Annotated in this window: 24 protein-coding genes; 11 read left to right on the forward strand and 13 right to left on the reverse strand. The window is 67.6% G+C overall.

What is annotated here, in order from left to right; translation table 11 throughout:
• Positions 1-6: 6 nt before the first annotated feature.
• The gene (locus ACNS88_RS14630) at positions 7-474 is read right to left on the reverse strand and encodes a response regulator (protein WP_435099143.1); all 468 of its coding nucleotides are present in this window, start codon (positions 472-474) and stop codon (positions 7-9) included.
• Between the two features lie 313 nt (positions 475-787).
• Here ACNS88_RS14630 and ACNS88_RS14635 point away from each other — a divergent pair, with 313 nt between their 5' ends.
• The 3 genes from ACNS88_RS14635 to ACNS88_RS14645 all read left to right on the forward strand — a co-directional run bounded on the left by ACNS88_RS14635 (position 788) and on the right by ACNS88_RS14645 (position 2329).
• Positions 788-1480 carry a hypothetical protein gene (locus ACNS88_RS14635; RefSeq protein ID WP_435099233.1) on the forward strand — a complete coding sequence of 231 codons (693 nt, stop codon included), beginning with the start codon at positions 788-790 and terminating at the stop codon, positions 1478-1480.
• Positions 1481-1502: 22 nt separating this feature from the next.
• Positions 1503-1919, forward strand: a complete 417-nt coding sequence (locus ACNS88_RS14640; RefSeq protein WP_435099145.1) for a JAB/MPN domain protein-containing protein — start codon at positions 1503-1505, stop codon at positions 1917-1919.
• Between the two features lie 86 nt (positions 1920-2005).
• On the forward strand, positions 2006-2329 hold the full coding sequence (locus ACNS88_RS14645) for a DUF5789 family protein (RefSeq protein ID WP_435099147.1): 324 nt from the start codon (positions 2006-2008) through the stop codon (positions 2327-2329).
• Positions 2330-2339: 10 nt separating this feature from the next.
• On the opposite strand, the gene ACNS88_RS14650 is transcribed toward ACNS88_RS14645, so the two are convergent.
• Positions 2340-2642 (reverse strand): PRC-barrel domain-containing protein, encoded by a 303-nt coding sequence (locus tag ACNS88_RS14650; RefSeq protein ID WP_435099149.1) that lies wholly within the window; start codon positions 2640-2642, stop codon positions 2340-2342.
• A gap of 194 nt (positions 2643-2836) precedes the next feature.
• Here ACNS88_RS14650 and ACNS88_RS14655 point away from each other — a divergent pair, with 194 nt between their 5' ends.
• On the forward strand, positions 2837-5908 hold the full coding sequence (locus ACNS88_RS14655) for an FAD-binding and (Fe-S)-binding domain-containing protein (RefSeq protein WP_435099151.1): 3072 nt from the start codon (positions 2837-2839) through the stop codon (positions 5906-5908).
• Between the two features lie 49 nt (positions 5909-5957).
• On the opposite strand, the gene ACNS88_RS14660 is transcribed toward ACNS88_RS14655, so the two are convergent.
• Both ACNS88_RS14660 and ACNS88_RS14665 read right to left on the reverse strand, forming a co-directional pair.
• On the reverse strand, positions 5958-6959 hold the full coding sequence (locus tag ACNS88_RS14660) for a DUF5787 family protein (protein WP_435099153.1): 1002 nt from the start codon (positions 6957-6959) through the stop codon (positions 5958-5960).
• Positions 6960-7014: 55 nt separating this feature from the next.
• The gene (locus tag ACNS88_RS14665) at positions 7015-7461 is read right to left on the reverse strand and encodes a bis(5'-nucleosyl)-tetraphosphatase (RefSeq protein ID WP_435099155.1); all 447 of its coding nucleotides are present in this window, start codon (positions 7459-7461) and stop codon (positions 7015-7017) included.
• Between the two features lie 201 nt (positions 7462-7662).
• On the opposite strand from ACNS88_RS14665, the gene ACNS88_RS14670 reads away from it, so the two are divergent.
• Both ACNS88_RS14670 and ACNS88_RS14675 read left to right on the forward strand, forming a co-directional pair.
• Complete coding sequence (locus tag ACNS88_RS14670) at positions 7663-7995, forward strand: 30S ribosomal protein S10 (RefSeq protein WP_435099157.1); 333 nt, start codon at positions 7663-7665, stop codon at positions 7993-7995.
• 122 nt (positions 7996-8117) lie between these two features.
• A complete protein-coding gene (locus ACNS88_RS14675; RefSeq protein ID WP_435099159.1) occupies positions 8118-9398 on the forward strand; it encodes an amidohydrolase in 1281 nt (426 codons plus the stop codon).
• Positions 9399-9444: 46 nt separating this feature from the next.
• Here the strand turns inward: ACNS88_RS14675 and ACNS88_RS14680 are convergent, their stop codons facing one another.
• The 6 genes from ACNS88_RS14680 to ACNS88_RS14705 all read right to left on the reverse strand — a co-directional run bounded on the left by ACNS88_RS14680 (position 9445) and on the right by ACNS88_RS14705 (position 17865).
• Positions 9445-10815: a geranylgeranyl reductase family protein gene (locus tag ACNS88_RS14680; RefSeq protein WP_435099161.1), complete on the reverse strand. Its 1371-nt coding sequence runs from the start codon at positions 10813-10815 to the stop codon at positions 9445-9447.
• Between the two features lie 94 nt (positions 10816-10909).
• On the reverse strand, positions 10910-12010 hold the full coding sequence (locus ACNS88_RS14685; protein WP_435099163.1) for an ABC transporter permease: 1101 nt from the start codon (positions 12008-12010) through the stop codon (positions 10910-10912).
• A complete protein-coding gene (locus ACNS88_RS14690; RefSeq protein WP_435099165.1) occupies positions 12003-13250 on the reverse strand; it encodes an ABC transporter permease in 1248 nt (415 codons plus the stop codon). Before ACNS88_RS14690 ends, ACNS88_RS14685 begins: the two co-directional genes overlap by 8 nt.
• On the reverse strand, positions 13247-14878 hold the full coding sequence (locus ACNS88_RS14695; RefSeq protein WP_435099167.1) for an ABC transporter ATP-binding protein: 1632 nt from the start codon (positions 14876-14878) through the stop codon (positions 13247-13249). The genes ACNS88_RS14690 and ACNS88_RS14695 overlap by 4 nt, the downstream gene beginning before the upstream one ends.
• Positions 14879-15097: 219 nt before the next feature.
• On the reverse strand, positions 15098-16264 hold the full coding sequence (locus ACNS88_RS14700) for a BMP family lipoprotein (RefSeq protein WP_435099169.1): 1167 nt from the start codon (positions 16262-16264) through the stop codon (positions 15098-15100).
• 155 nt (positions 16265-16419) lie between these two features.
• Positions 16420-17865 (reverse strand): phosphohexomutase domain-containing protein, encoded by a 1446-nt coding sequence (locus ACNS88_RS14705; protein ID WP_435099171.1) that lies wholly within the window; start codon positions 17863-17865, stop codon positions 16420-16422.
• 116 nt (positions 17866-17981) lie between these two features.
• Between ACNS88_RS14705 and ACNS88_RS14710 the strand changes: the two genes are divergently transcribed.
• Positions 17982-18260: an acylphosphatase gene (locus ACNS88_RS14710; protein WP_435099173.1), complete on the forward strand. Its 279-nt coding sequence runs from the start codon at positions 17982-17984 to the stop codon at positions 18258-18260.
• Between the two features lie 26 nt (positions 18261-18286).
• Here the strand turns inward: ACNS88_RS14710 and ACNS88_RS14715 are convergent, their stop codons facing one another.
• Positions 18287-18748: a DUF7960 family protein gene (locus ACNS88_RS14715; RefSeq protein WP_435099175.1), complete on the reverse strand. Its 462-nt coding sequence runs from the start codon at positions 18746-18748 to the stop codon at positions 18287-18289.
• Between the two features lie 128 nt (positions 18749-18876).
• Here ACNS88_RS14715 and ACNS88_RS14720 point away from each other — a divergent pair, with 128 nt between their 5' ends.
• The gene (locus ACNS88_RS14720; RefSeq protein WP_435099177.1) at positions 18877-19746 is read left to right on the forward strand and encodes a hypothetical protein; all 870 of its coding nucleotides are present in this window, start codon (positions 18877-18879) and stop codon (positions 19744-19746) included.
• Between the two features lie 444 nt (positions 19747-20190).
• Here ACNS88_RS14720 and ACNS88_RS14725 read toward each other — a convergent pair whose 3' ends face one another.
• Positions 20191-20580 carry a winged helix-turn-helix transcriptional regulator gene (locus tag ACNS88_RS14725; RefSeq protein ID WP_435099179.1) on the reverse strand — a complete coding sequence of 130 codons (390 nt, stop codon included), beginning with the start codon at positions 20578-20580 and terminating at the stop codon, positions 20191-20193.
• Between the two features lie 243 nt (positions 20581-20823).
• Between ACNS88_RS14725 and ACNS88_RS14730 the strand changes: the two genes are divergently transcribed.
• Positions 20824-21306 carry a VOC family protein gene (locus ACNS88_RS14730; protein ID WP_435099181.1) on the forward strand — a complete coding sequence of 161 codons (483 nt, stop codon included), beginning with the start codon at positions 20824-20826 and terminating at the stop codon, positions 21304-21306.
• Between the two features lie 27 nt (positions 21307-21333).
• On the opposite strand, the gene ACNS88_RS14735 is transcribed toward ACNS88_RS14730, so the two are convergent.
• Positions 21334-21795: an SRPBCC family protein gene (locus ACNS88_RS14735; RefSeq protein WP_435099235.1), complete on the reverse strand. Its 462-nt coding sequence runs from the start codon at positions 21793-21795 to the stop codon at positions 21334-21336.
• Between the two features lie 175 nt (positions 21796-21970).
• Between ACNS88_RS14735 and ACNS88_RS14740 the strand changes: the two genes are divergently transcribed.
• On the forward strand, positions 21971-22093 hold the full coding sequence (locus tag ACNS88_RS14740; RefSeq protein ID WP_435099183.1) for a DUF7989 family protein: 123 nt from the start codon (positions 21971-21973) through the stop codon (positions 22091-22093).
• A gap of 148 nt (positions 22094-22241) precedes the next feature.
• Complete coding sequence (locus tag ACNS88_RS14745) at positions 22242-22757, forward strand: CNNM domain-containing protein (RefSeq protein ID WP_435099185.1); 516 nt, start codon at positions 22242-22244, stop codon at positions 22755-22757.
• Positions 22758-22898: the final 141 nt, after the last annotated feature.

Consider the following 22898-nt stretch of genomic DNA (forward strand, 5'->3'; position numbering starts at 1 on the left):
AGCTATTTACGATTGTTCGGCAGTTAAGGACTCCGCCGGATACCGTACCCAGCCGAACCAGAACCGCTCGATCGCCCCGATGATCTCGGCGCGTCCGTCGGCCGTTTCCGGCACCGTCACGTGTGCGTTCCCCCCGTGTTCGTACGTCGTCTCCGCGTCGCTCTCGTCGCGTCCGAGGACGACGACCGGCACCGCTCCGAGGCGCGGGCTGGATTTGATCGCGTGAAGCACGGTTATCCCGTCCGGCAAGCGGAAACCGAACCGGATGACGACGAGGTCCGGCGGTGCCTCGGTGTCCGCCGACTCGTCGGCGTCGGTGAGTCGACTGATCGCTTCTCGACCGTCCGCGGCGACGTTGATGTCGATCGCGTGCGCGCTGGACTCGTCGCACACGCGCTGCAGATCGACCGGGGGTGTCCCCACGAACAGCACCGTCAGTTCTCTCCGCTCCTCTCGTGATGTGATGGACGACATCAGTCATCGACTCGTTTGTGATGACTGCTGATCGGTCGATTCATTATCAAAACTGCTCGGGCACCGCACATATACTGTCGCTAACGGCTCGGTAAGCGGGGTGCTTACACCGCCGTTGGCCCGCCTTAATATATACTTCTAGCATCTTTTTGTATCCGTCCGAACCGAACAATCGCCTGACACCGGCTCGTGATGCGAGCCGACCGTCGGCGACCGAAGCGCGGTCAAGCCGGCAGCCACGTCCTGCCGGTCTCGACGACGGTCTCGTCGGAGACGGGTTGAAATGGGTCCGGGTCGAATACGTGCTATGGGAATGAAAGCTGACGGCGACGCTGAGCTCCGCGAGATCGATCGCTTCGGACGCGGCGTCGGCTGGATCGCGTACCCGGGCGAGTCGATGGAGCGAGCGAGCCACGCGGTCGCGGTCCCGAACGAGGAGACCGAGACGGACGACGTCTGGGTGTTCGACCCGGTCGACGCGCCCGGGCTCGACGACCTGCTGGCGGACCTCGGCGCGGTCGCCGGCGTCGTTATCGGTCTCGACCGGCACAAACGCGACAGCGCGGCGATCGCGACCCGACACGACGTACCCGTCTACGTCGCCGACTGGATGACCGGCGTCGCCGACGACCTCGACGCGCCCGTCAGGCGGTTCGGCTCGCGCCTGGCGGACTCGGGGTTCGAGACGTTCCGGATCCGAGACTCCTCGGTTCCGCCGTGGCAGGAGGTCGGGTTCTTCGACGGCGAGACGCTGATCGTTCCCGAGTCGCTCGGCTCCGCCTCGTACTTCCGGGGGAACCGCGAGCGGATCGGTGTCCACCCGATGCTCCGGCTGACGCCCCCGACCGAGGCGCTCTCGGGACTGAACCCGGAACGGGTACGCGTGGGACACGGCGTCGGCGTCGAAGAGCGAGCGGCGATCGCCGTCGAGGACGCGCTCTCAGGCTCGCGCAGTAAGGCCCCGAGGCTATACGCGCGAACCCTGCGCTCGGCGCTCGGGATCTGACCGTGTCGGGACCGCGCCGCTCGTGATCCACATCACGCGCGACCTGTTGACGGTGCTGCTCGATCAGGCCGCCGACCGCGATCCCGAGGAGACGAGCCTGAAGCTCTCGGCGACGCGTGCCGACGAGTTCGACGACGAGACGGGGCTCGATCCGGAGATACCGGTGCTGACCCACTTCACGCCCGCGGGAGTCGGCGGCTCGGTGAACGCGGTGTTCGGCGTCGACATCGGGACGCCCGCGGGCCGGGGCGGGGCGCGGTTCGTCTCGCATCCGAACAGGTTCCTCGGCCTGTCGAAGACGGACGACCTCGCGGCGATCGTGCTCGTGGCCGTCCCGCCGTACGACGACGACGCGGTCGCCGCGTTCGACCGCGCCGGCGACGGGATCGAGCTGGCGGTCCTCGACGCGGCGCCGCCGGAGGAGTCGCTCCCGGAGTGACGCTCGTCGCGACCCTCGAGTGCGGCGAGCGCCCGCCGGTCCTCCGAGCATGGGTTTAAAAAGCCTCGGGCAAGTATCGTCCGGTAATGGCAGCACGCCCACCCAGCGGCGGAGCCTCAGAGCCGGACGCGATCGAGTTCGGTATCGCCGTGCTCGACGAACACATCGATGAGGCGGACGTGTCGTTCCCGGCGACGGGCGAAGAGATCCTCGACGCCCTCGGGAACCGTGAGATCCCCTACGACGCCAACAGCCGGACGATCACCCTCGAGGAGGCCCTCGATCAGGTGCCACAGACCCGGTTCGAGAACGAGACGGAGTTCCTCGACGCGCTGTACCCGGTGTTCGACCGGAAGCGACAGGAAGGTGTCGGACTCCTCACGAGCCTGCGGGACGCGCTTCCGTTCTGACGGGCCGGCGCTAGATCTCGATTTCTCCCTCTGCGTCGGGTTCTTCGCTCCCGGTGTCAAAACGTTCGATAATATCGTTTATCAGGACCACGTCGCCGACGGCTCGGACCCAGCGGTACGGGAGGATGACGCCGGTGTTCCCCTCGACGCGGCTAGCGAACAGCTCGTGGTTGAGCTGCGCCAGCGCGAGCCCGGTCACCGCCTGCGCGTCCAGGTCGAGACGCACGTCCTCGATCTCGCCGACGAAGACGCCGTTGTTCGAGTACACCTCGCGACCGACGAGAGACGTGAGTTCCTCCGGAGCAGCGTTCATATGCAATACGGTCACGAGCGCGCCTATTAAGCGTTCGTTGTCGAACGACGCCCGTCAGACGTGCCCGTGTCGTTTCCCGTCGGCCCCGCGTCTGGTTCACTCCCGTACTCGGGCTCCCCGCGCTCCGAGAGGGCGGATTCTCACGACTCGACGACTGGGGGAGATTTATCAGGGTCCGACCGTGAGAGGTTCACATGGCGACTCACACGCCGGACCCGGATCCGCGGGACGGGGGAGACTTCGATTACACTGGCGGCGCAGTTGAGCGACCGGACCTCGTGGACGCGCTGAAACGCCGGGTCGACGGTGACGTGCGGTTCGACGAGTACTCGAAGCGCCTGTACGCGACCGACGCCTCGGCGTACGAGGTCACGCCGATCGGCGTCGTGATCCCGGAGTCGACGGCGGACGTGGCGGCGGTCCACGAGTACTGTTACGAAGCGGAGATACCGGTGTTGCCCCGCGGGGGCGGCACGTCGCTCGCGGGCCAGACCGTCAACGAGGCGGTCGTCCTCGATCTCACCGACTCGATGGACGAGGTGCTGTCGACGGACCCGGACGCCGGGACCGCTCGGGCGCAGGCAGGGGCGTACGTCGGCGATCTCAACGCCGCGGTCGAGCCCCACGGGCTCAAATTCGCGCCCGATCCGGCGTGGCGCGACAAGTCCGCACTCGGCGGCGCGATCGGCAACAACTCCACCGGGGCCCACTCGCTGAAGTACGGGAAGACGGACCACTACGTCGAGGAACTGGAAGTCGTCCTCGCGGACGGGACGGTGACGACGTTCGGGGAGGTCGCCGTCGAGGAGCTGCGGGAGTCCGCGAACGCCGACGCCGACGACCTCCTCCCGCGAATTCACGCCGAAATCGTTCGAATCCTCGACGAGGAAGCGGACGCGATCGACGAGCGCTTCCCGGAGATGAAACGGAACGTCTCCGGCTACAACCTCGACCGGCTGCTCGCCGAGTACCGCGGCGAGTACGGCGAGGAGGGCGTCGTCAACCTCGGGCGGCTCATGGCGGGCAGCGAGGGGACGCTCGCGACGGTCACCGAAGCGACCGTCTCGCTCGTCGAGATCCCGGACACGAAGGCCGTCGCGCTCCTGACGTACGGGGACCTCCTCGACGCGATGGAGGACGTGGCACCGATCCTCGAACACGACCCGGCCGCCGTGGAGGTCATGGACGACGTGCTCTTGGGCCTCGCCACCGAGACGCCCGAGTTCGAGGACGTCGTCGGGATGTTGCCCGACGGCACCGACTCCGTGCTTCTCGTCGAGTTCTACGCCGAGAGCGACGCCGAGGGGCAACAGAAGGTCGCCGACCTCATCGCGGACCGGGTGGGTGAAACGGACGATCGAGTCCGAGCCGAGACCGAGTCCGAGCCGAGCGAGGGCGCGGCCGACCTCACGAGCCAGCCGCGCCGCGCGGTCGACGCGATGGAGGCGCACGACCCCGAGGACCGCGACCGGTTCTGGAAAATGCGGAAGTCGGGGCTCCCGATCCTCCTGTCGCGCACCACCGACGAAAAGCACATCTCCTTCATCGAAGACTGCGCGATTCCCCCGGAACACCTCCCGGAGTACACCCGAGAGTTCCAGGAGATCCTCGAGGACAACGACACCTTCGCGACGTTCTACGCGCACGCCGGCCCGGGCGTGCTCCACATCCGACCGCTGATCAACACGAAGGAGGTCGACGACGTGGAGGCGATGCTCGACATCGCCGACCGCGTCACCGACGCCGTGGTCCGGCTCGGCGGGTCCGTGTCGGGCGAGCACGGCGACGGCCGCGCCCGGACCCAGTGGAACCGGAAGCTGTACGGCGACGACCTCTGGGAGTCGTTCCGCGAGCTGAAGACCGCCTTCGACCCCGACTGGCTGCTCAACCCCGGAAACGTCTGCGGCGACTTCGACATGGGCGAGAACCTCCGGTTCGACTCGGAGTACCAGTTCGACGCCGGCTTCGACCCCGCGATGGAGTGGGCGGTCGACAACGGGATGCAGGGGATGGTCGAGCTCTGTCACGGCTGCGGCGGCTGCCGCGGCCCACAGGAGACCACCGGGGGCGTGATGTGCCCGACCTACCGCGCCTCCGAAGAGGAGATACAGGCGACCCGCGGCCGGGCGAACATGCTCCGCGGCGCCATCAGCGGCGAACTCCCCGACGACCCGACCGACGACGAGTTCGTCACCGAGGTGATGGACCTCTGTGTCGGCTGTAAGGGGTGTAAGAAGGACTGCCCGAGCGGGGTCGACATGGCGAAGCTCAAAGCCGAGGTCGAACACGCCCACCACGAGGAACACGGGATCGACCTCCGGACCCGATTGCTCGGCAACTTCGAGCGGTTGGCGCCGATCGGCTCGACGCTCGCGCCGCTCTCGAACATTCCCGGGAAGCTCCCGGGAGCCGGGCTCCTCGCGGAGAAGGTCCTCGGGATCGCGAGGGAACGCGAGCTCCCGACCTTCCGCTCGGAGAGCCTGACCGACTGGTTCGAGGCCCGCGGCGGTGCCGGCGTCCCCCGCGCCGAGGCCGACCGCGACGTACTGCTGTTCCCCGACGTGTACACCACCTACACGAACCCCGGCGCGGGGAAGGCCGCGGTGCGGGTACTGGAGGCCGCGAACTGCCACATCCGGATCCCGGACGTGGACGGGAGCGGTCGCCCGCCGCACTCGAAAGGGATGCTCGACGAATCGCGGAAGGCCGCCGAAGCCGCGGTCGAGACGCTCGCGCCGGACGCGGCCGACGGCTGGGACGTGGTCGTCGTCGAGCCCACCGACGCCGTGATGCTCCAGACCGACTACCACGACCTGCTCGACGGCGACGTCAGCGACGTGCCCGACGCCGACGTGGCGACCGTCTCGGAGAACGCTTACGGGATCATGGAGTACGTCGACGCCCACCGGCTCGACGAGGACCTCTCTCTCGACGCGCCCACCGAGTCGCTCACCTACCACGGTCACTGCCACCAGAAGGCGACCAAGAAGGACCACCACGCGGTCGGCGTGCTCCGGCGCGCCGGCTACGGGGTCGACCCGCTCGACTCCTCCTGTTGCGGGATGGCGGGCTCGTTCGGCTACGAGGCCGAGCACTACTCGATGAGCAAGGCGATCGGTCGGATCCTCTTCGATCAGATCGACGAGAGCGACGGCGACGAGGTCATCGCGCCCGGCGCCTCCTGCCGGAGCCAACTGAAGGAGCGCGACGGCGGCGCCCCCGAGCCGCCGCACCCGGTCGAGAAGCTGGCGGCGGCGCTGTCGTAGGCCGAGTCGTCGCGAGGGCGGTCAGTCACCGTCGCCGTTGCGAGGGCGGTCAGTCACCGTCGCCGTCGGCGATCCGGTCGCGTTCCCGCTCTCGTCGCCGCTCCAAGACCCGCTTGAACCCCTTCCCCGGGCCGCCCTCGATCGGCCACCCCTTCGTCCGCCACTGGGGCGGCTCGGGGGAGAACGACGGGCACGAGCCCGAACACTCTCGTGCGGTCGGGGTCTTCTGCTTGGCCGCGCAGTACGGAACGAGGGCCCGACCCTCGCTGCGGAGTTCGAAGTGGCGGCAGTCCGGCCGCATCGTCTCGTGGAAGGAGCGCCACCCCTTCCCGTACGCCCGCTCGGCGATCTCCAGCCGCAGCGTCTCCGTCTCGGGGTCGCGACGCTCGCCTCCCGCGGGCGCCAGATCGCTCGGGTGCCACGCCACGTCGACCGCGTCGGCGCGGACGCCGCTCTCGAAGTCGGTCGCGAGGATGCCCGCCTCGACCGGCATCTCGCGGAGCAGGGCCGGCTCGACGCGCTCGCCGGTCGTCTCGGTGGCGAGCCACGCCTCGTCGGCGAGGCCGGTCTCGATGTCGTGGTTGAGCTGGTCGGCGAGCCGATCGGCCGCGGAGCGGTCCAGGTCGGGCTTGTTCTCGATCGCGACGATCCGCTCGACCCAGTCCGGGTACGGTCGCACGCGGCGGAGCTGTATCCGGTTGTTCCGACGGCGCTTCTCGATCAGGTCCCGGCCGGCCGCGCGGTGGACCGCCTGCCGGACGTAGCGCCACGGGTAGCCGGGGTGCGGGAGCGCGTCGCGGTACCACGCCCACTCGGCGGGGGCGTGGCGCACGACGTGGAGGAGGTCGGAGTCGATAGTCCGGTCGCCGAACGCGCGGCGGACCGCGAACGCCGCCGGGTCGACTTCGATCACGACCGTGTCCCAGCGGCGCTCCTTGGTACCGAGCTGGCGGGCGACGACCGCCGGACGCGGCTCTTCGCCGGGATGCCACGCCAGTTCGGCGTACCGACAGACCAAGAGCTCGTAGCCGAACTCGGCGTCCGGGGTCACGGTTGCGGTAATCGACGCCGGTATAAAAAACGAACTGCCGCGTGGCGCCCGACAGTCAGACGTACTCGCCCGTGTCCTCGTCTTTCCGCTCGTCGAGGTACTCGTGGGCGTCTTCGAGGATCTCTCGGGGACCCGTCTGCGTGATCGTGTTGAGCGCTTGGGCGTAGTCGCGCCACTGCAGGTCGCGGTGTTCGTTCGAGATCTCGGCGCTCGCCTCGAAGGAGCGCGCGATGAACAGGTGAACCGTCTTGTGGATGGTGTTGCCGTTCGCCTCGAACACGTAGTCGTACTCCTTGCGGAAGCCGTCGATCAGCCGGAAATCCTCGATCCCAGCCTCCTCGCCGACCTCCCGTATCGCCGTCTGCTGGAGCTCCTCGTCCCCCTCGACCCCGCCTTTGGGGAACTCCCAGTCCCCCGGCCGGCTCTTCAGGAGTAAGTACTCCCGTTCGCCGCGGGTGTCGCGGAAGAGGATGGCTCCAGCGCTGGTCGCTTCGACCGTCATTAGCGTCAGGTAAGCCACCACCCCTAAAGAGGGTGTCGGAGTCACAAAATCACTGGCCGTTACGGCCCTCTTCGACCGATTTGCGGGGCGTTAATCGCCTGCCGTAGTGGTTTTTATACGTCTCTCTCGGTGTTGGATGTAGCCTCCCGCGCTCGGTAGATGCGTTTTTACTCCTCGGGCCACCATCCACTGACGACCCCCATGACCTTCGTCACGAAACTTTCTTTCGCCTCCGGCGACCGCGACGTACTCGCCGAGACGGTTCAGGAGCTCAAATCGACGCTCGAACGCAAGGGCGCGGAGTGTAAGGGCCCGCACGCCACGCCCGCCGAGACCGTCCGCGTCCCCCTTTATAAACAGCTCCGCGCCGGCGACGAGTTCTCGCCGTGGAGCTACGACGTGTACAAGCGCTCGATGGAGATTCACGGCGCGGACGACATCGCCCGCAAGGTCGTCGGTCGCGACTTCCCCGACTCGATCCACGTCGAAGTCGAGGTCGACCAGAAGAAGCCGCTCGGACACCGCCGGGACTGACCGAGCCAAAGCCGATCGGATCGAGTCAGACCGGAACTGACCGGGACGGCTCGCAGTGGCGTCTCGCGGCGTTCATTCCCCGCCACGCGACCTTTTAAGCACCCCCGCAGCCACCGATGCCCATGAGCGCACTCGACGACGACGCGTACCGCGCGTTCCGCCGCGACTTACACCGTCACCCCGAGCCCGCGTGGTGTGAGTTCTACACGACAGCCAGAATCGTGACGGAGCTCTGCGAGCGCGACCTCACGGAGCTGCACGTCGGCCCGGACGCGCTGGCGACCGACGACCGCATGAACGTCCCCGACGACGAGGAGCTGGCCGAGTGGGAGCAACGCGCCCGCGACGCGGGTGCGGACCCGGAGATCGTCGACCGGCTCTCGGGCGGCTACACCGGCTGCGTCGCGGTCGCCGAGCGCGGTCCCGGCCCCGTGGTCGGGCTCCGAGTCGACATCGACGCGCTCCCGGTTCCCGAGTCCGAAGCCGACGACCACGTCCCCGCCGCCGAGGGGTTCCGCTCGGAGCGGGAGGGGTACATGCACGCCTGCGGCCACGACGCGCACGCGACGATGGGGCTCGGGGCCCTCGACGCGGTCCTCGACTCCGACTTCTCCGGCACGCTCAAGGTGTTCTTCCAGCCGGGCGAAGAGCAGGTCGCGGGCGGCAAGCCGATGGCGGAGTCGGGCCACCTCGACGACGTGGACTACCTCTATGCGGTCCACGTCGGCTTAGATCACCCCTCCGGCGAGGTCGTCTGCGGCGTCGACGGGTTCCTCGCCGTGCGACACTTCCTCGCGGAGTTCACCGGCGAGCCGTCGCACGCGGGGGCGCGTCCAGAGCGGGGTCGAAACACCGTGCAAGCGATGGCGGCGGCGGTCCAGAACCTCTACGCGATCCCCCGTCACGCCGACGGCCCGACCCGGGTGAACGCCGGGCTCGTCGGCGGCGGCACGGGGACGAACGTCATCCCGGAGGAGTCGTACATCGAGGGCGAGCTTCGCGGCGCGACGACCGAGCTGGAAGCGTACATGTCCCAGCACGCCGACCGAATCCTGGAGTCGGCCGCCGAGATGCACGACTGCGAGGTCGAGGTTTCGACGAAGGGTGAAGCCCCGAGCGCGACGAGCGACGACGCGCTCGCCGGGATCGTCGGCGAGGTCGCCGACGGAGTCGACGGAGTCTCCGAAATTGTCGACCGCGCCGATCTGGGCGGCTCCGAGGACGCCACGTACCTGATGCAGTCGGTCCAGACACGCGGCGGGCTCGCCTGCTACGTCGGCGTCGGCACCGATCACCCCGGCGGCCATCACACGAGCACGTTCAACGTGATCGAAGCCGACATCCAGATCGGGATCGACGTGCTCGCGGGCGCGATCCGACGCGTCGCCGAGACGCGACCGTGAAAACCGTGACTGTGGCGAACACCGGAATCGGCGATTAGCCCCCGACTCAGTACTTCGCGTCCGCGCCGGTCGTCTCGTAGATCCGGTCCATGATCGCGTCGCGCTCGCCCGTCCAGTTCGCCATCGCGGCGGGGCTGGTGGGATACGCGCCGTAGTGGTCGAGCAGCTCGTCCGCGAGCGACTTCGTCTGGTAGAAGTTCCGGATCGTCCCCCAGTACCCGAAGCTCTTGATCGCCGCCTTCAGCTTGAGGCCGAACGACATCGACGTCGAGCCCTCGTACAGCGCCTCGGCGAGCTTCTCGCCCGGCAGCGACGCGAGCAGGCCCATCAGGTCGTCCACGTCGACCGCGGTCGCGAGTACGTTGTACACATCGAGCCCGGCGTAGCGACCGCCGAAGTGGTCCATGACGCGGGTGTTGTACCGCCAGAGGTTCTCCTCGCTCACGTCGCCGTCGGAGACGGCCTTCACCGCCTGCTCGCCGGCGTACTTGCCCGCGTACGCCGCGCCGGCGATACCGCCGCCGGTGGTCGGGTTGACGTGGCCCGCGGCGTCGCCGACCGCCATGTACCCCGGCGCGACCGCCGAGTCGTACGGGCGGCGGGTCGGGAGCGCGGCGCCGAGCTTGTCTTTGACCTCCGCGCCCTCGAACTCGGGGCGGTTCCGGAGGTCGCGTTTCAGCGCCTCGACGAGCTGCATCGGCTCCTCGTTCATCTGGAAGCCGAGCCCGACGTTGATCTCCGTGCTCGTCCGCGGGAAGTACCAGAGGTAGCCCGCGGCGCGGTCGGTCGCCTTGAACACCAAGGCGTCGTCCCACTCGACCGGCTCCGGGACCTCGACGATCTCGCGGTACGCCGAGCAGAACTGCGAGTACCGGACGTTGGTGTCGAACGTCGTCCCCTCGAAGTCGGCCTTATCTTGGAGCAGCGACAGCGAGCCGGCGCCGTCGATGACGAGGTCCGACTCGTAGGTCACCGGATCGCCCTTGCGCTTGGCGCGCAGCCCCGTGACCCGCCCGTTGTCGGTCTGGACCACGTCGTTGATAACGGTGTCGTAGTGGAACTCGACTCCGGCGTCCTCGGCGGCCGAGAGGATCTGCCGGCCGTACTCCCAGCGGTCGATGACGGCGAGTTCGCCCGGAACCGGGATCTCGAGAACCGTGTCCTCCTGCGGGATCTCGAAGCGCCCGTGGTCGACGCCGGTGTTCGTGAACGCCGGCTCCAGCCGGTCTTTCGGAATCGCCTCGGGGAAGGCGTCGGCCCCTTTTAACGCATCGCCGCAGGCGATGTGGCCGGCCTCCTCCGCGTCTTTCCGCTCGACGATGACGACGTCGAGCCCCTCGTTTGCGATCGTCGCGGCCGCGTAACAGCCGGCGGTCCCGGCGCCCGCCACGACGACGTCGTACTCGTCGATGCTCATACCACGTGCGTGGTCGCTCCTGTGGCAAAACTCTTTGTTCCCGATTCGGTCGCTTCCGGGACGACACGGGCAGAGACGGCCGGGTCGCGCTTCCTCACTCCTCGGTCTCGTAGTGCTCGCCGGCCGCCTCCGGGAGCCGCGTCCGACCGACTAACGCGAGGACGAGGATGACCACCACGAACGGCGTGACCCGGATGAGCTGTCGGGGGATCCCGATACCCTGTAGCTGGAGGACGGTCTGTACCGCGTCTAATCCCGCAAACAACATCGTCGAGAGGAACGCCCCGACCGGGTTGTAGTTGCCGAACAGGTACGCCACGATGGCGATGAACCCCTTCCCGTTGACCATCGTCGGGCCGTTGCCGGTGAACTGGCCGAGATCGAGCGACAGCGCCGCACCGCCCATCCCCGCGAGCACGCCCGAGATCAACACCGCCGCGTACCGAACGTGGGTGACGCTTACCCCGGCGGTGTCGAGCGCCTTCGGGTTCTCGCCGCTGGCGCGGATCCATCGCCCGAACGCCGTCCGCTCGAAGACGTACCACGAGCCGAAGACGGCGGCAAACAGCAGGTACACCGACGGCGACGCCGAGAAGAGCGCGCCGAAGAACGGGATATCGGCGAGCACCGGCACCGTGATGGTGCCCGTCGTCGCGACGGTCGGGGTGTTCGGGCTCGAGTAGATCACCTGCGAGGCGAACGGCGCGAGTCCGAGCGCGATGAGCCAGACCGCGAGCCCGGCGATGATCTGGTCCGCGCGGAACCCGATCGTCACGACGGCGAACAGCGCCGCGAGCAGCGTGCTCGCGACCACCCCGCCGGCGAAGCCGATCCAGACCCCGCCGGTGACGTCGGCGACGTAGATGGCGCTGAACGCCGAGATGATCAGGAACCCCTCCAGTCCGATGTTGATCACGCCCGACTTCTCGGCGAAGATCCCGCCGAGGGCGGCGAACGCGATCGGCACGGACAGCCGTAAGGCCGCCGCGAGGGTGTTCCGGCTCGTGAGCGCGTCCGCGAGTGTGCCGGCCAGCGAGTCCGGGAACAGCAGCCCGGCGAGAAGCAGCGCGACGACGGAGCCTACTGTCGCGGCGGCGAAGAGCGCCCGGTTCGTGTACCGCTCGAGGAATCCCTCTTTCTCGGCGTTCCCGGCGGCGGCATCGGCGTCGGCGCGGTCCGCGGGCGCGTCACTCATCAGTCTCACCCCCGTGGCCGCCCGCCGTGCCACCGTCGGTCGCGACCGCTTTCTCCCTCGATCCGGTCCCCGGCAGTCCGCGGGCCAGCAGCCGGAAGAACTCCGGCATCGCGACGAACAAGATGATGAGCCCGCGGAGGACGCCCACGAGCTGCGGCGGGACGTCGGTCGCGAACTGGACGACAGTCGTTCCGCTCTTTAAGACGCCGAACAGCAGCGCGGCGATACCGACGCCGAGCGGGTTGTTGCCGGCGAGGATCGAGACCGTGATCCCGTCGAACCCGTAGGCGGGGATCCCCGTCTGGAACGTCCCGAGCACCATCATCACGTACATCGCGCCGGCGATCCCGCCGAGCGCACCCGACAGCGTCAGGCTCGCGACGATAGTGCGTTTGGCGTCGACGCCGCCGTACTCGGCCGCCTCCGGCTGGACGCCGCTCGTGCGGACGTCGTACCCGAAGGCCGTGTGTTCGAGGACGTAGTACAGCGCGGCGACGGCGAGGAGCCCGAACCCGAGCGCGACGATCGAGAAGTCCTGTCGGGCACCGAACAGCAGCGCCGGAAACTGCGCGAACTCCGGGAGCGGCACGGTCTGATTCGCGGCGCTCTCGGGATCTTTGAAGATCCCGCTGACCAGATACAGCGCGACGCCGGTGGCGATGAAGTTGAGCATGATCGTCGTGATCACCTCGTTGGCTTCGGCGTACGCCTTCAACAGCCCCGGAATCGCGCCGTAGAGTCCCCCGAACACCGCACCGACGAGGAGCCCGAACGGGATCAACACGACGGTTCCGAGGACGCCAGTCACAAGCGAGGACGCCCAAAGGACGCCGAGGGCGGTCGCCAGCGCGCCGACGACCATCTGCCCCTGTGTCCCGATGTTAAATATCCCCGCACGGAACGCCACCGCGACGGAGAGCCCGGTGAAGAGCAACAAGGTCGACTCCCGAAGCGTGACGGAGAACTGCCCGTTCGGCGACCAGTTCCCGCTGAACGGGTCGCCGAGCGCCCCGAGGAAGAGGCGGTCGAAGACGACAACGGGGTCGTAACAGAACCCGGTACCGAAGTAGTACACCGCTTCGCCGGCGGTACACGTCGTCATGCGACCGGCCACGAGCACCAACACCGCACCGATGAGGACGGAGAGGACGAGCGCCGCCGTGCTGATCAGGATCCGCTCGGTCGCGGACGCGTCGACGAGCCGAGAGAGCGCGTCGCGCGCGCGGTCGCCGGCGCTCATGCCCGCTCACCGTCCGCGGCATCCGTGAGGTCCGCCGGCGTGTCTCGGTCAGGTCCGTCCGCGTCCTCGCCTCCGCCGTCGTCTCCCGGTCCGCCCTCGCCTCCGCCGTCGTCTCCCGGCCGCTCCCCGGACATCAGCAGGCCGAGTTCCTCCTCGGTCGTGTCGTTCGGGTCGACCACGTCGGTAAACTCGCCCTCGTAGACGACGGCCAGGCGGTCAGAGAGTCCCTGGACCTCCTCCAGCTTCGAGGAGACCAGAAGGATCGCCACGCCCTGCTCGCGGAGCTCGAGGAGCCGCTCGTGGATGAACTCGATCGACCCGACGTCGACGCCCCGCGTCGGGTGCGAGGCGACGACCAGTTCGGGGTTGCGCTCGAACTCTCGACCCACGATGAACTTCTGCTGGTTGCCGCCGGAGAGCGACTCCGCGTCGGTGCCGGCGTTCGGCGGTCGGACGTCGTACTCGTCGATAATCGACTCTGCGTGCTGCCGCGTCTTCGACCAGTCGATCCGACCGTTGGCGGCGAGTTGGGTGCCGTGTTGGCTGCCCAGGAGTCCGTTCTCGACCAAGTCGAACTCCATCACCAGTCCGCGCTCTTGACGGTCCTCGGGGATGTACGCCATCCCGGCCTCGATCCGCTGTCGCCGCGAGGCGGTTGTGACATCCTCGCCGCGGAACCGGATCTCGCCCGCGTCGGGGGTCCGAAGCCCTGTCACCGCCTCGACGAGTTCGGACTGGCCGTTACCGTCCACGCCGGCGATACCGAACACCTCGCCGCCCCGGACCTCGAAAGAGATGTCGCTAACCGCTCGGACCCCGCGATCGTCCTCGACGACGATGTCCGAGACCGAAGCGACGACCTCGCCGGTCTCCGCGGTCCCGTGGTCGACGTCCAAGAGGACCTCGCGACCGACCATCAGCTCTGCGAGCTCCGCTTGGCTCGTCGCGTTCGCGTCGACGGCCCCGACCTTTCGCCCGTCTCGGAGGACGGAGATCTCGTCGGCCGCGCGCATTGCCTCGCCGAGCTTGTGCGTGATGAAAATGATCGTCTTCCCCTGGGCGGTGAGCTCGGTGAGCACGTCGAACAGCTCGTCGACCTCTTGGGGAGTCAGTACGGCGGTCGGTTCGTCTAAGATCAGCGTGTCGGCGCCGCGGTACAGCGCCTTCAGGATCTCGACGCGCTGTTGTTCGCCGACCGAGACGTCCTCGATCCGCGCGTCCGGATCGACGTCGAAGCCGTAGCGCTCTGCGAGGTCGACGACGGCCTCGCGCGACTCGGCTCGGTCGATGGCCAGCCCGCCCCACTTCTGCGGCTCGTTGCCGAGCGTGATGTTCTCGGTGACGGTCATCGGGTCCACGAGCATGAAGTGCTGGTGGATCATCCCGATCCCGGCGTCGATCGCGTCTCGCGGCGAGTCGAACTCGTGGGGTTCCCCGTCGAGCCGGACCTCCCCCGACGTCGGTTCGTAGAGGCCGTAGAGAACGTTCATCAGCGTCGTCTTCCCGGCCCCGTTCTCACCTAAGAGGGCGTGGACGGTGCCGCGTTCGACTTTTAAGTCGACGTTATCGTTCGCCACGACTCCGGGAAACCGCTTCGTGATCCCGTCGAGGTGGACGGCTGAGGCCATTGGTCTACTACCTACTGATTCGAGGGACGCTGAATATGTTTGGATATAGATCGCTCCGCACGGCTCCCGAAACGGATGATCGTCCAACCAAAACCCATCAACGAAACTCATCAACGAAACTCATCAATGAAACTCATCAACGAAAATCCATCAACCAAAACGCGTGGCGGTCGACTGACGAAGCAGCCACCAGCGGCGTCGGTCCGCGGGACCGCTTCCCTAGACTTCCGAGGGAACGGAGATGTCTCCGGCGATGATCTCCTCACGTGCGGTCGCGACTTGATCTTTGACCTCCTGGGGGATCTCGGAGCCGAGCTGGTCACCGTAGACGAACTCGACACCGTTGCTGTCGGGACCGAGCGAGACGATCGACCCGCCGGGGAACTCGTCGTTGACGGTCGCATCGATCGCGTTGTAGACGGCCGTGTCGACTCGCTTGACCATGCTTCCGAGGATGACATCTGCGTAGTCGGGCCGCGTGACCGACTGGTCGCGGTCGACGCCGATCGCGAACTTCCCTTGCTCCTGTGCGGCCTGGAAGACGCCGGTGCCGGTGTTGCCCGACGCGTGGTAGACGATGTCGGCGCCGCTGTTGTACATCGCGGTCGCCGCCTCGCGGCCCGCCGCGGGGTCGTTGAAGCTGCCGGTGTAGTTGACGCTGACGTCGACGTCTTCGCTGCCGGCCTTGACTCCCGCCTCGAACCCGGCCTGGAACTTCTGGATCAGGTCGGACTCGACGCCGCCGACGAACCCGACGTTCGTGGAGTCGCCCGACGTCGACCCCGCACCCGCCGAGAAGTCGCGGGTGGTGAGCAGGCTCGCCATCAGGCCGCCGAGGTACGACCCCACGTGTTCCTGGAACGTGTAGCTCGCGACGTTGTCCGCCTCCACGACCGAGTCGACGATCATGAAGTCCTGGTCGGGGTACGACTCGGCCGTGTCGGAGAGCGAGTCCGCTTGGAGGAAGCCGATACAAGACACCAGGTCGTAGTCCGGGTCGGTCGACTCGGCGAACTGCTGCTGGAACGTGCCGAACTGCGCTACCTCGTCGGGCTGTGCCTCTCGGAACGAGATGCCCAGCTCCTCTTCCGCCTGTATCACTCCCTGCTGGGCCTGATCGTTGAACGATCCGTCGCCGAGGCCACCGGTCGCGTACACCATCCCGATGTTCGCCGCCGGATCGCTCCCGCCGTCATCGCCGTCCGACCCGTCGTCGCCGTCGGATCCGTCCGAACCGTCAGATCCGTCCGAACCGTCCGAGCCATCGGTCGAGTCGTTACCGTCCGAACCGTCGTCGCCCGGCCCACCGCTACATCCCGCGAGGCCGATGAGGCCCGCTGCGCTTGCCGCTTTGACGAACCGCCGCCGATCGAGGTCGGATACCATGTCATCTACAAAGGCGCAGGAGCGCGGCATAAATTCGTCGCTCTTGATCCCCCGATATTGTACGTTCTCGGTGCGCTGCAGAAAAATATCGCCTACTCAGACCGGTCGCACCCGAACGTGTTCACGTCCGTAGTTTATAAGGAGCAATCGGCGGGCTACGCGTCCGCGGTAGCACCCACCGCGTCCTCGACGACCGCCTCGACGCTCGCGACCAGGTCGTCGACCGCGTCGCTCTCGGCGTACACCCGTACGTACGGCTCCGTGCCGGAGGGGCGCACCAGCGTCCACGACGCGTCCGCGAACTCCAGTCGGACCCCGTGGTCGGTGTCGACGGTCGCGTCGGGGAACGCCTCCGGCAAGGTCGTCGCCAGCCGGTCCATGGCGCCGGCCTTGGCGTCGTCGGGGCAGTCGACGCTGACCTTGCGGTACGGGCGCTCCGTGATCGGCTCGCGGAGCGCGTCGAGCCCCGACTCGGCCACGAGCCGGGCGATGACGGCCGCCGAGGCGACCCCGTCGATCCACTCGCCGAAGCCGACGTGAATGTGCTTCCACGGCTCGGCGGCGAAGACGACGCGGGTGTCGTCGCCGGGTGCGCTCTCCGCCCGCACCGCCGCGATCCCCTCGTGGAGCGCGCCGAGTCGAACGCGTTCGACCCGCCCACCGGCTTCGCGGACGCGCTCGTCGATCCGGCCCGAGGCGTTCGGCGTCGTCACGACTACCGGGTCGTCGGCGTCGCTCTCGCGGGTGTACCGCTCGGCGAGCAGCGCGAGGACGGTGTCCTCGTGGACCACCTCGCCGTCGTCATCGACGATCACGATCCGATCTGAGTCGCCGTCGTGGCCGATTCCGAAGGCGAACCCCTCGGCGTCGCCGTCGGTGTCAGGAAGACCGGGGTCCGCCACCCCCTCGTTGGCGTTGGCGATGAACGCCCGGAGGTCTCGCAGGGTCTCGGGGGTCGGCTTGCTCCCACGGCCCGGGAAGTGGCCGTCGATGTTCCCGTTGAGCGTGACGACCTCGGCGCCCAGCTCCCGGAGGACGCTCGGCGTCGCGGGCGCGGACATCCCGTTCCCGCAGTCGACCGCGATCCGGAGGCCGTCGAGGTCGTCTCCGAACCCCTCCGCGTACGCGCGGACCGCGTCGAGGTAGCCGCCGAGGGTGTCGACGCGCTCCGTCTCGGTCCACTCGTCCCACGCCGTCGGGGGCTCCTCGCTAGCGACGCGCTCTTCGACGGCGCGCTCCGCCTCCCGATCGAACTCGCTGCCGTCCCGGAACAGCTTGATCCCGTTGTCCGTCGGGGGGTTGTGCGAGGCCGTGAGCATCACGCCGTACCGCCCCTGCGAGGCGTGCGCGAGCGCCGGCGTCGGCAGCCGTCCGGACCGAAGCACCCGGACTCCGCCGGACGCGAGCCCTGCCTCCATCGCGGCCGCGATCGCGGGGCCGGTCACGCGCCCGTCGCGGGCGAGGACGACCTCGGGGGTCGCGTCTCCTTCAGCGGCCTCCCGTACCTCCGCCGCGACCGCGCGACCGACGGCCAAGGCGAGTTCCGGCGTCACGCGGGTCTCGGCGCTGCCGCGGATCCCCGCGGTTCCGAACAGGTCCATACCTCCGATGTCGGCCGGCGTTCGTTAGAAGTCGTCGGTTGCGGGTCGCGCGTCACACCGCTCTCGCGCGGCAACCCCCGCGGTTTTTAAATCGTCGGCGGACGCAGCCTCCACCGATGACCGACCGAACGCGAGCACACGTGTGCGTCTCGGGACGCGTGCAGGGCGTCTACTATCGCGCGACGACCCGCGACACCGCCCGCGAGAGAGGCGTCGACGGCTGGGTTCGCAATCTCGACGACGGGCGCGTCGAGGCCGTCTTCGAGGGAGCGGAGGCGGCCGTCGAGGAGATGGTCGGATGGTGCGAGACGGGGAGCGAGGCGGCCGACGTCGACGAGGTCGACGTGGAGTACGAGAAGCCGGAGGGACTGGACGGGTTCGAGGTCCGGTGGTAGGCGACGGTTTCTAAGGGATCGTCGGGCTACGGCGCCACCGGATCGCCCGGTTCGTCCCGCACGCCGAGTTCCTCCAGCGCGCGCAACACCACGATCGCTTCGACCACGTCGCGCTCCTCGGTGTAGGGGTCGTCGACCGCGTCGAGCGTCGCCTCGGCCTCCGAAACGAGTCGCCCCTCCAGTTCCGTCTGATCGGTCTCCGCCTTCGTTGCGGACAGCAGCGCTTCGTGGTCCTCGCGGAGGTCGAGCGAGACGTGTGCCGCGTTACACCGCGAGAGCGGGTGGGTGTCCATCTCGATCGCCAGGTCGCTCACGAGGTCCCAGTCGTCGGCGCAGAACCGGAGCGTCACCGTGCCGACCACGTCGCGCCACGCGATCGGCTCGCCGTTCTCCAGCAGCCGGATCGCTCGCGGCGGCACCGCGATCCGGGTGTGGGTGTCGTCGCGACCGCACAGGCAACACGGGGTGTTCTTCAGTCCGGCGTACACGGCGATCCATACGGGCCGGAAGGCCGTGTGCGTTTCGGCGGTAGTGCGCCGTTCGACCGCGCCGGGAGCAACGCCGACGAGTCGAGGTCACACAAGACACATACGCCGTCGGGGAATCTGAACGCGTAATGACCCGCCCGTCACCGGAACTCCTCGCGGCCCTCTGTCTGTTCCTCGTCGGAGTCGGACTCCTCATCGGCGCCGCCGCGGGCGCGACGGATCCGGCCCCGCGAACGTACGTGGTGGATCAGACGGACAGCGAGGTCCGTCACTACGCGGACCTCTCCGGGGCGGCGCAGGACGTCGTCGACGCCGGTGCCGATCGTGATGAGGTCGCCGTCGACGATCTCCCGTCCGAGTTCCGGTCGGGGACGTGGAACTTCGTCAGGGACGACGACGAACTCGCGTGCCTCCTCCCGACCGACGACGCCGACTCCGGAGGCGTTACCGTCGCGTTCAGCGACTGCGAGGGGTTCGCCTTCGAGTACGAGGAGCTCCCCGAGCGGGGACAGCGCTTCTTCACGCTGGCGACGGAGACCGACGACGGCATCGTCCGGCTTACGAGACCGATTCCCGAGGGGTTCGACGCCGCACCGGGGGACACCGGCGTCGACCTCGATGAGGCTCCCGAGGAGGGCGGACTGTACTACGTGTTCGCGAACGAACGCGTCTACGAGTTCAGGATCTACGGAGCCGGTCCGCTCGGCGGGTTCGGCGAACTCATCTACGCCATCTTCGTGTTCGCTCTCGGTCTCGTCCTCATCGCCGGCAGCGCGTACGGCTATCGGGTCTCGGCGGTTCACGCACCGGCGGCCGCCGCGGTCGGTGCGAGCGTGTACCTCGTGCCGCCGCTGGTGGACGCCGCCGGGCTGCTCCGATGGTCGATACGGCTCGACGGGTACAGCCCGTGGGGAGTCCCGCTCGTGATCGCTCTCGCGGTGGGCGGGGTGGCGTACGTGCTCCCGGACCTGTACGGGTTTGCGCGAAAATACGTGTGAGAGCGACGCGGTTTATAAACTGACACGAGATCCTACGCCGATTATTTATAAATGGGGCGGTGGCGCGTGCCTGCGAGGCCGCCCCGCGGCCGAGCAGGCACGCGCGAGGGACGCCGCGAGCGACCGGAGGGAGCAAGAGGCGAGGCTGGGGAGGCGTGAGGTGCTGTGCGGTGCGGTGCGGGACTCAAAGGGGCAGCCGTGAGGCCGCAGTAGGCGACGTAAGCACCGCAGCGAGCGGAGCGAGCGAGGAGCACAACGAGCGTACTGCGGCCTCGCGGCTGGGGCTTTGGAAGTGTTCGCCGCCGGTTCACAGTCAGTCATTTAAAAGTGAGCAGCCGGAGATTTGGAGGTGTTCGCGGTCGATCCGCCAGCAGCGAGTTATAAATAGACCGCCACGAGGACGAGGTTCACTTATAAACGACCAGCAATATCGCTGACCAGGTCTTACGCGTCACACTCGGCGAGCCACTCGTGGGCCCAGTCGTCGATCTCCTCGAAGACGGGCGCCAGCGACTCGCCCTTCGGCGTGAGGCTGTAGTACGTCGCCACGGGCGAGTCCTCCTCCAGCCGGCGGTCGACGAAGCCGGTCTCCTGGAGGTCGTCGAGCACCCGCGAGAGCGTCCGGGCGTTCGCGTCGGTCTCGCGTTTCAGCTCGTTGAACCGCGACTCGCCGTTCAACAGCTCGTGGAGCACGACGAGCCGCCAGCGCGAGCCGATCTGTTCGAGCGAGTCGACGACGGGACACGGCGTGTCCGGGCCGGATGCGGAGTCCGTTTCAGGCTCTCTATCGGTCGTGTCCGCCGGTTCGGAGCCGGCGAGATCCTGCGATGACATCTGGTGTCTCTACTTCCATTATTGTCCGGGAAGCGATAAATAGGTTACGTCTGTATATGTGGTTACACTGTGTTAGCAGATTCCCCGTCGGTACCACTTCGGTCTGGCACTCCCGTCACGCGCGACCTGTGACGGGGTGTCCCGACCGACGCCGTCCCGGTTTGAACGACGCGCGGACGGGGCTAACCGCATACGACCCGCCAGTACCGCTAACTGTCTCCCCCGACAACCGATCACACAAACATGAGCGACGCCCCACCCACCACCGGACTGCACCACGTGACGAACATCTGTACCGACATGGACGAAACTGTCGCGTTCTACGAGGACGCGCTCGGCTGGCACACGGTCAAGCGGACCCAGAACTACGACGACCCGGGGACGCCGCACTACTACTTCTCGTCGACGCCGACCGGCGAGCCGGGAACCGTCGTCACCTACTTCGAGTACCCGGGCTCGCAGGGCGCGCCCGGTCCGGGTGCGAGCCACCACTTCGCGTTCGGCGTCGAAGACGAGGAGACGCTCCGCGAGTGGCAGGACCACCTCCGCGAGCAGGACGTGCGCGTCTCCGAGGTGAAGGATCGCACGTACTTCAAGAGCATCTACTTCAGCGACCCCGACGGGCTCGTCTTCGAGCTGGCGACGGGGGGCCCGGGCTTCACACGGGACGAGGCAGAACCCGGCAGCGAGGACATCGATCCCTTCGAGGAAGGGTACGAGAACTGATCGGCTCCGGGCGACGGGCCGGTATCGTTAGGCGTCGACGTCGATCGTGCCCCCGGTCGAGTTCTCGCCCGACTGCTCTTCCACCAGCGCCGCGAACCGATCCAGCGCCCGCCGACAGACGGGGACGTACCAGGCCGCGACCAGCGGGACTTCGACGACGACGCGACTGCGATCGGGCTCGCCGGCGTACCTGTCGACGCGGTGCCCGGTCGCCGGGATCCCGGAGACCCGCCAGTCCCAGCGTCGCCCGTTGCACGCGGTCACGCGGAACGGGAGCCACGCGCCGGCAACGCGGACTTGTCCCGTCGTCCCGCGGGTCACGTAGCGGTCGTCGCTCTGGACGGCGTCGATCGCCGGTCCCCAGTCGGGCCACCTGCGGGTGTCGCGGAGGCACTCGGCGGCGACCGCCGGCGCGACCGCGACGTCGCGACCCACGGCGAGCGTCGCTCCCTCGCGGACGACCGTCGACGCGGACTCGCCACCGGACACCCCGAGATCAAACCATCCGTTCGATTCGCCGCCGGTGTAAGACCGGTAATTCACGATCCGTGTCTCGATCTCGTCGTAGTTAACTCGACACATATTAATTCCTTATATGGTATCAGGTATCATTATCTCTTTCCACGAAGGGTTAATACGGAAATCCTCGCTATCCGTTCACAAGATGACAAGCGATCGCGGCACCATGAAAGACGTCTCGCACACGGCACCGAACGACACATCAGTTGAGGCCGTCTGGGAACGAGGACGAGTTCCCGTCGAAGAAGAGGAAGAAGAAGAGGAATAAGAGGAGTAGCGCAGCAATCAGTCTTCTGCGTATTGGCGGGGTCGCTGACTGGCGCCGACTCACACATCGAAGGAGGAGCGGCGCGTATCCGCTTCGATCTCTGGCGTCCGGGCGACACGCTCTTTGATGTTGTTTTTGAATACGTCGCATGGTCGGAGTCGCACTTGGAGTGGTCGGGATCGCGACGGTGACGGTGCTGCTGGCACTCAGCGCGTTCTTCTCGAGCTCGGAGACCGCGATCTTCTCGCTGCCGGCCGAGTGGTTCGAGCAGCAGGCAGCCACAAATGACCGTCGCGGGAACGTCCTGAAAGAGCTCTACGACGATCCCCACCGGTTGTTGGTGACGCTGCTCGTCGGAAACAACGTCGTCAACATCGCGATCTCGAGCATTGTGACCGTTCTGGTCGCCAGCTACCTCCCCTCCGGCGTCGCGATCGTAGTGACGACCGTGTGTACGAGCGTTCTTGTCCTCGTGTTCGGCGAAATTGTCCCCAAGGCGTTCGGCCTCGGAAACGCCGAGCGGTGGTCGCTACGGGTCGCGTCGCCGATCCGACTGGTCGAGCGCGTCCTCTCGCCGCTCATCACGTTGTTCGACGGGATCACCCGTCGGATGAACGCGTACATCAGCGGCGACTCGAACATCGAGAAGCCGTACACGGACTGACGCAGACGGGACGGTCGGGAACGCTTGACCGTCGAAGTGATCGCGTCGACGACTGACGGGGACGAACCCCTCACTCCGCCCGTCGCATTCTCGCGGGTGATAGCCGCAGGCGTGGCTTTAACCCGCCCGACGGCGGACCCG

It is taken from the genome of Halorubrum shenae, from assembly GCF_051194165.1.
GTDB lineage: Archaea > Halobacteriota > Halobacteria > Halobacteriales > Haloferacaceae > Halorubrum.

What these genes read in the sequence shown, in the direction of transcription:
- ACNS88_RS14630 (WP_435099143.1), bottom strand. Translation starts at nt 474, where the DNA reads ATGTCGTCCATCACATCACGAGAGGAGCGGAGAGAACTGACGGTGCTG.
- ACNS88_RS14635 (WP_435099233.1), top strand. Translation starts at nt 788, where the DNA reads ATGAAAGCTGACGGCGACGCTGAGCTCCGCGAGATCGATCGCTTCGGA.
- ACNS88_RS14645 (WP_435099147.1), top strand. Translation starts at nt 2,006, where the DNA reads ATGGCAGCACGCCCACCCAGCGGCGGAGCCTCAGAGCCGGACGCGATC.
- ACNS88_RS14650 (WP_435099149.1), bottom strand. Translation starts at nt 2,642, where the DNA reads ATGAACGCTGCTCCGGAGGAACTCACGTCTCTCGTCGGTCGCGAGGTG.
- ACNS88_RS14655 (WP_435099151.1), top strand. Translation starts at nt 2,837, where the DNA reads ATGGCGACTCACACGCCGGACCCGGATCCGCGGGACGGGGGAGACTTC.
- ACNS88_RS14665 (WP_435099155.1), bottom strand. Translation starts at nt 7,461, where the DNA reads ATGACGGTCGAAGCGACCAGCGCTGGAGCCATCCTCTTCCGCGACACC.
- ACNS88_RS14670 (WP_435099157.1), top strand. Translation starts at nt 7,663, where the DNA reads ATGACCTTCGTCACGAAACTTTCTTTCGCCTCCGGCGACCGCGACGTA.
- ACNS88_RS14675 (WP_435099159.1), top strand. Translation starts at nt 8,118, where the DNA reads ATGAGCGCACTCGACGACGACGCGTACCGCGCGTTCCGCCGCGACTTA.
- ACNS88_RS14680 (WP_435099161.1), bottom strand. Translation starts at nt 10,815, where the DNA reads ATGAGCATCGACGAGTACGACGTCGTCGTGGCGGGCGCCGGGACCGCC.
- ACNS88_RS14685 (WP_435099163.1), bottom strand. Translation starts at nt 12,010, where the DNA reads ATGAGTGACGCGCCCGCGGACCGCGCCGACGCCGATGCCGCCGCCGGG.
- ACNS88_RS14690 (WP_435099165.1), bottom strand. Translation starts at nt 13,250, where the DNA reads ATGAGCGCCGGCGACCGCGCGCGCGACGCGCTCTCTCGGCTCGTCGAC.
- ACNS88_RS14695 (WP_435099167.1), bottom strand. Translation starts at nt 14,878, where the DNA reads ATGGCCTCAGCCGTCCACCTCGACGGGATCACGAAGCGGTTTCCCGGA.
- ACNS88_RS14700 (WP_435099169.1), bottom strand. Translation starts at nt 16,264, where the DNA reads ATGGTATCCGACCTCGATCGGCGGCGGTTCGTCAAAGCGGCAAGCGCA.
- ACNS88_RS14705 (WP_435099171.1), bottom strand. Translation starts at nt 17,865, where the DNA reads ATGGACCTGTTCGGAACCGCGGGGATCCGCGGCAGCGCCGAGACCCGC.
- ACNS88_RS14710 (WP_435099173.1), top strand. Translation starts at nt 17,982, where the DNA reads ATGACCGACCGAACGCGAGCACACGTGTGCGTCTCGGGACGCGTGCAG.
- ACNS88_RS14720 (WP_435099177.1), top strand. Translation starts at nt 18,877, where the DNA reads ATGACCCGCCCGTCACCGGAACTCCTCGCGGCCCTCTGTCTGTTCCTC.
- ACNS88_RS14725 (WP_435099179.1), bottom strand. Translation starts at nt 20,580, where the DNA reads ATGTCATCGCAGGATCTCGCCGGCTCCGAACCGGCGGACACGACCGAT.
- ACNS88_RS14730 (WP_435099181.1), top strand. Translation starts at nt 20,824, where the DNA reads ATGAGCGACGCCCCACCCACCACCGGACTGCACCACGTGACGAACATC.
- ACNS88_RS14740 (WP_435099183.1), top strand. Translation starts at nt 21,971, where the DNA reads ATGACAAGCGATCGCGGCACCATGAAAGACGTCTCGCACACGGCACCG.
- ACNS88_RS14745 (WP_435099185.1), top strand. Translation starts at nt 22,242, where the DNA reads ATGGTCGGAGTCGCACTTGGAGTGGTCGGGATCGCGACGGTGACGGTG.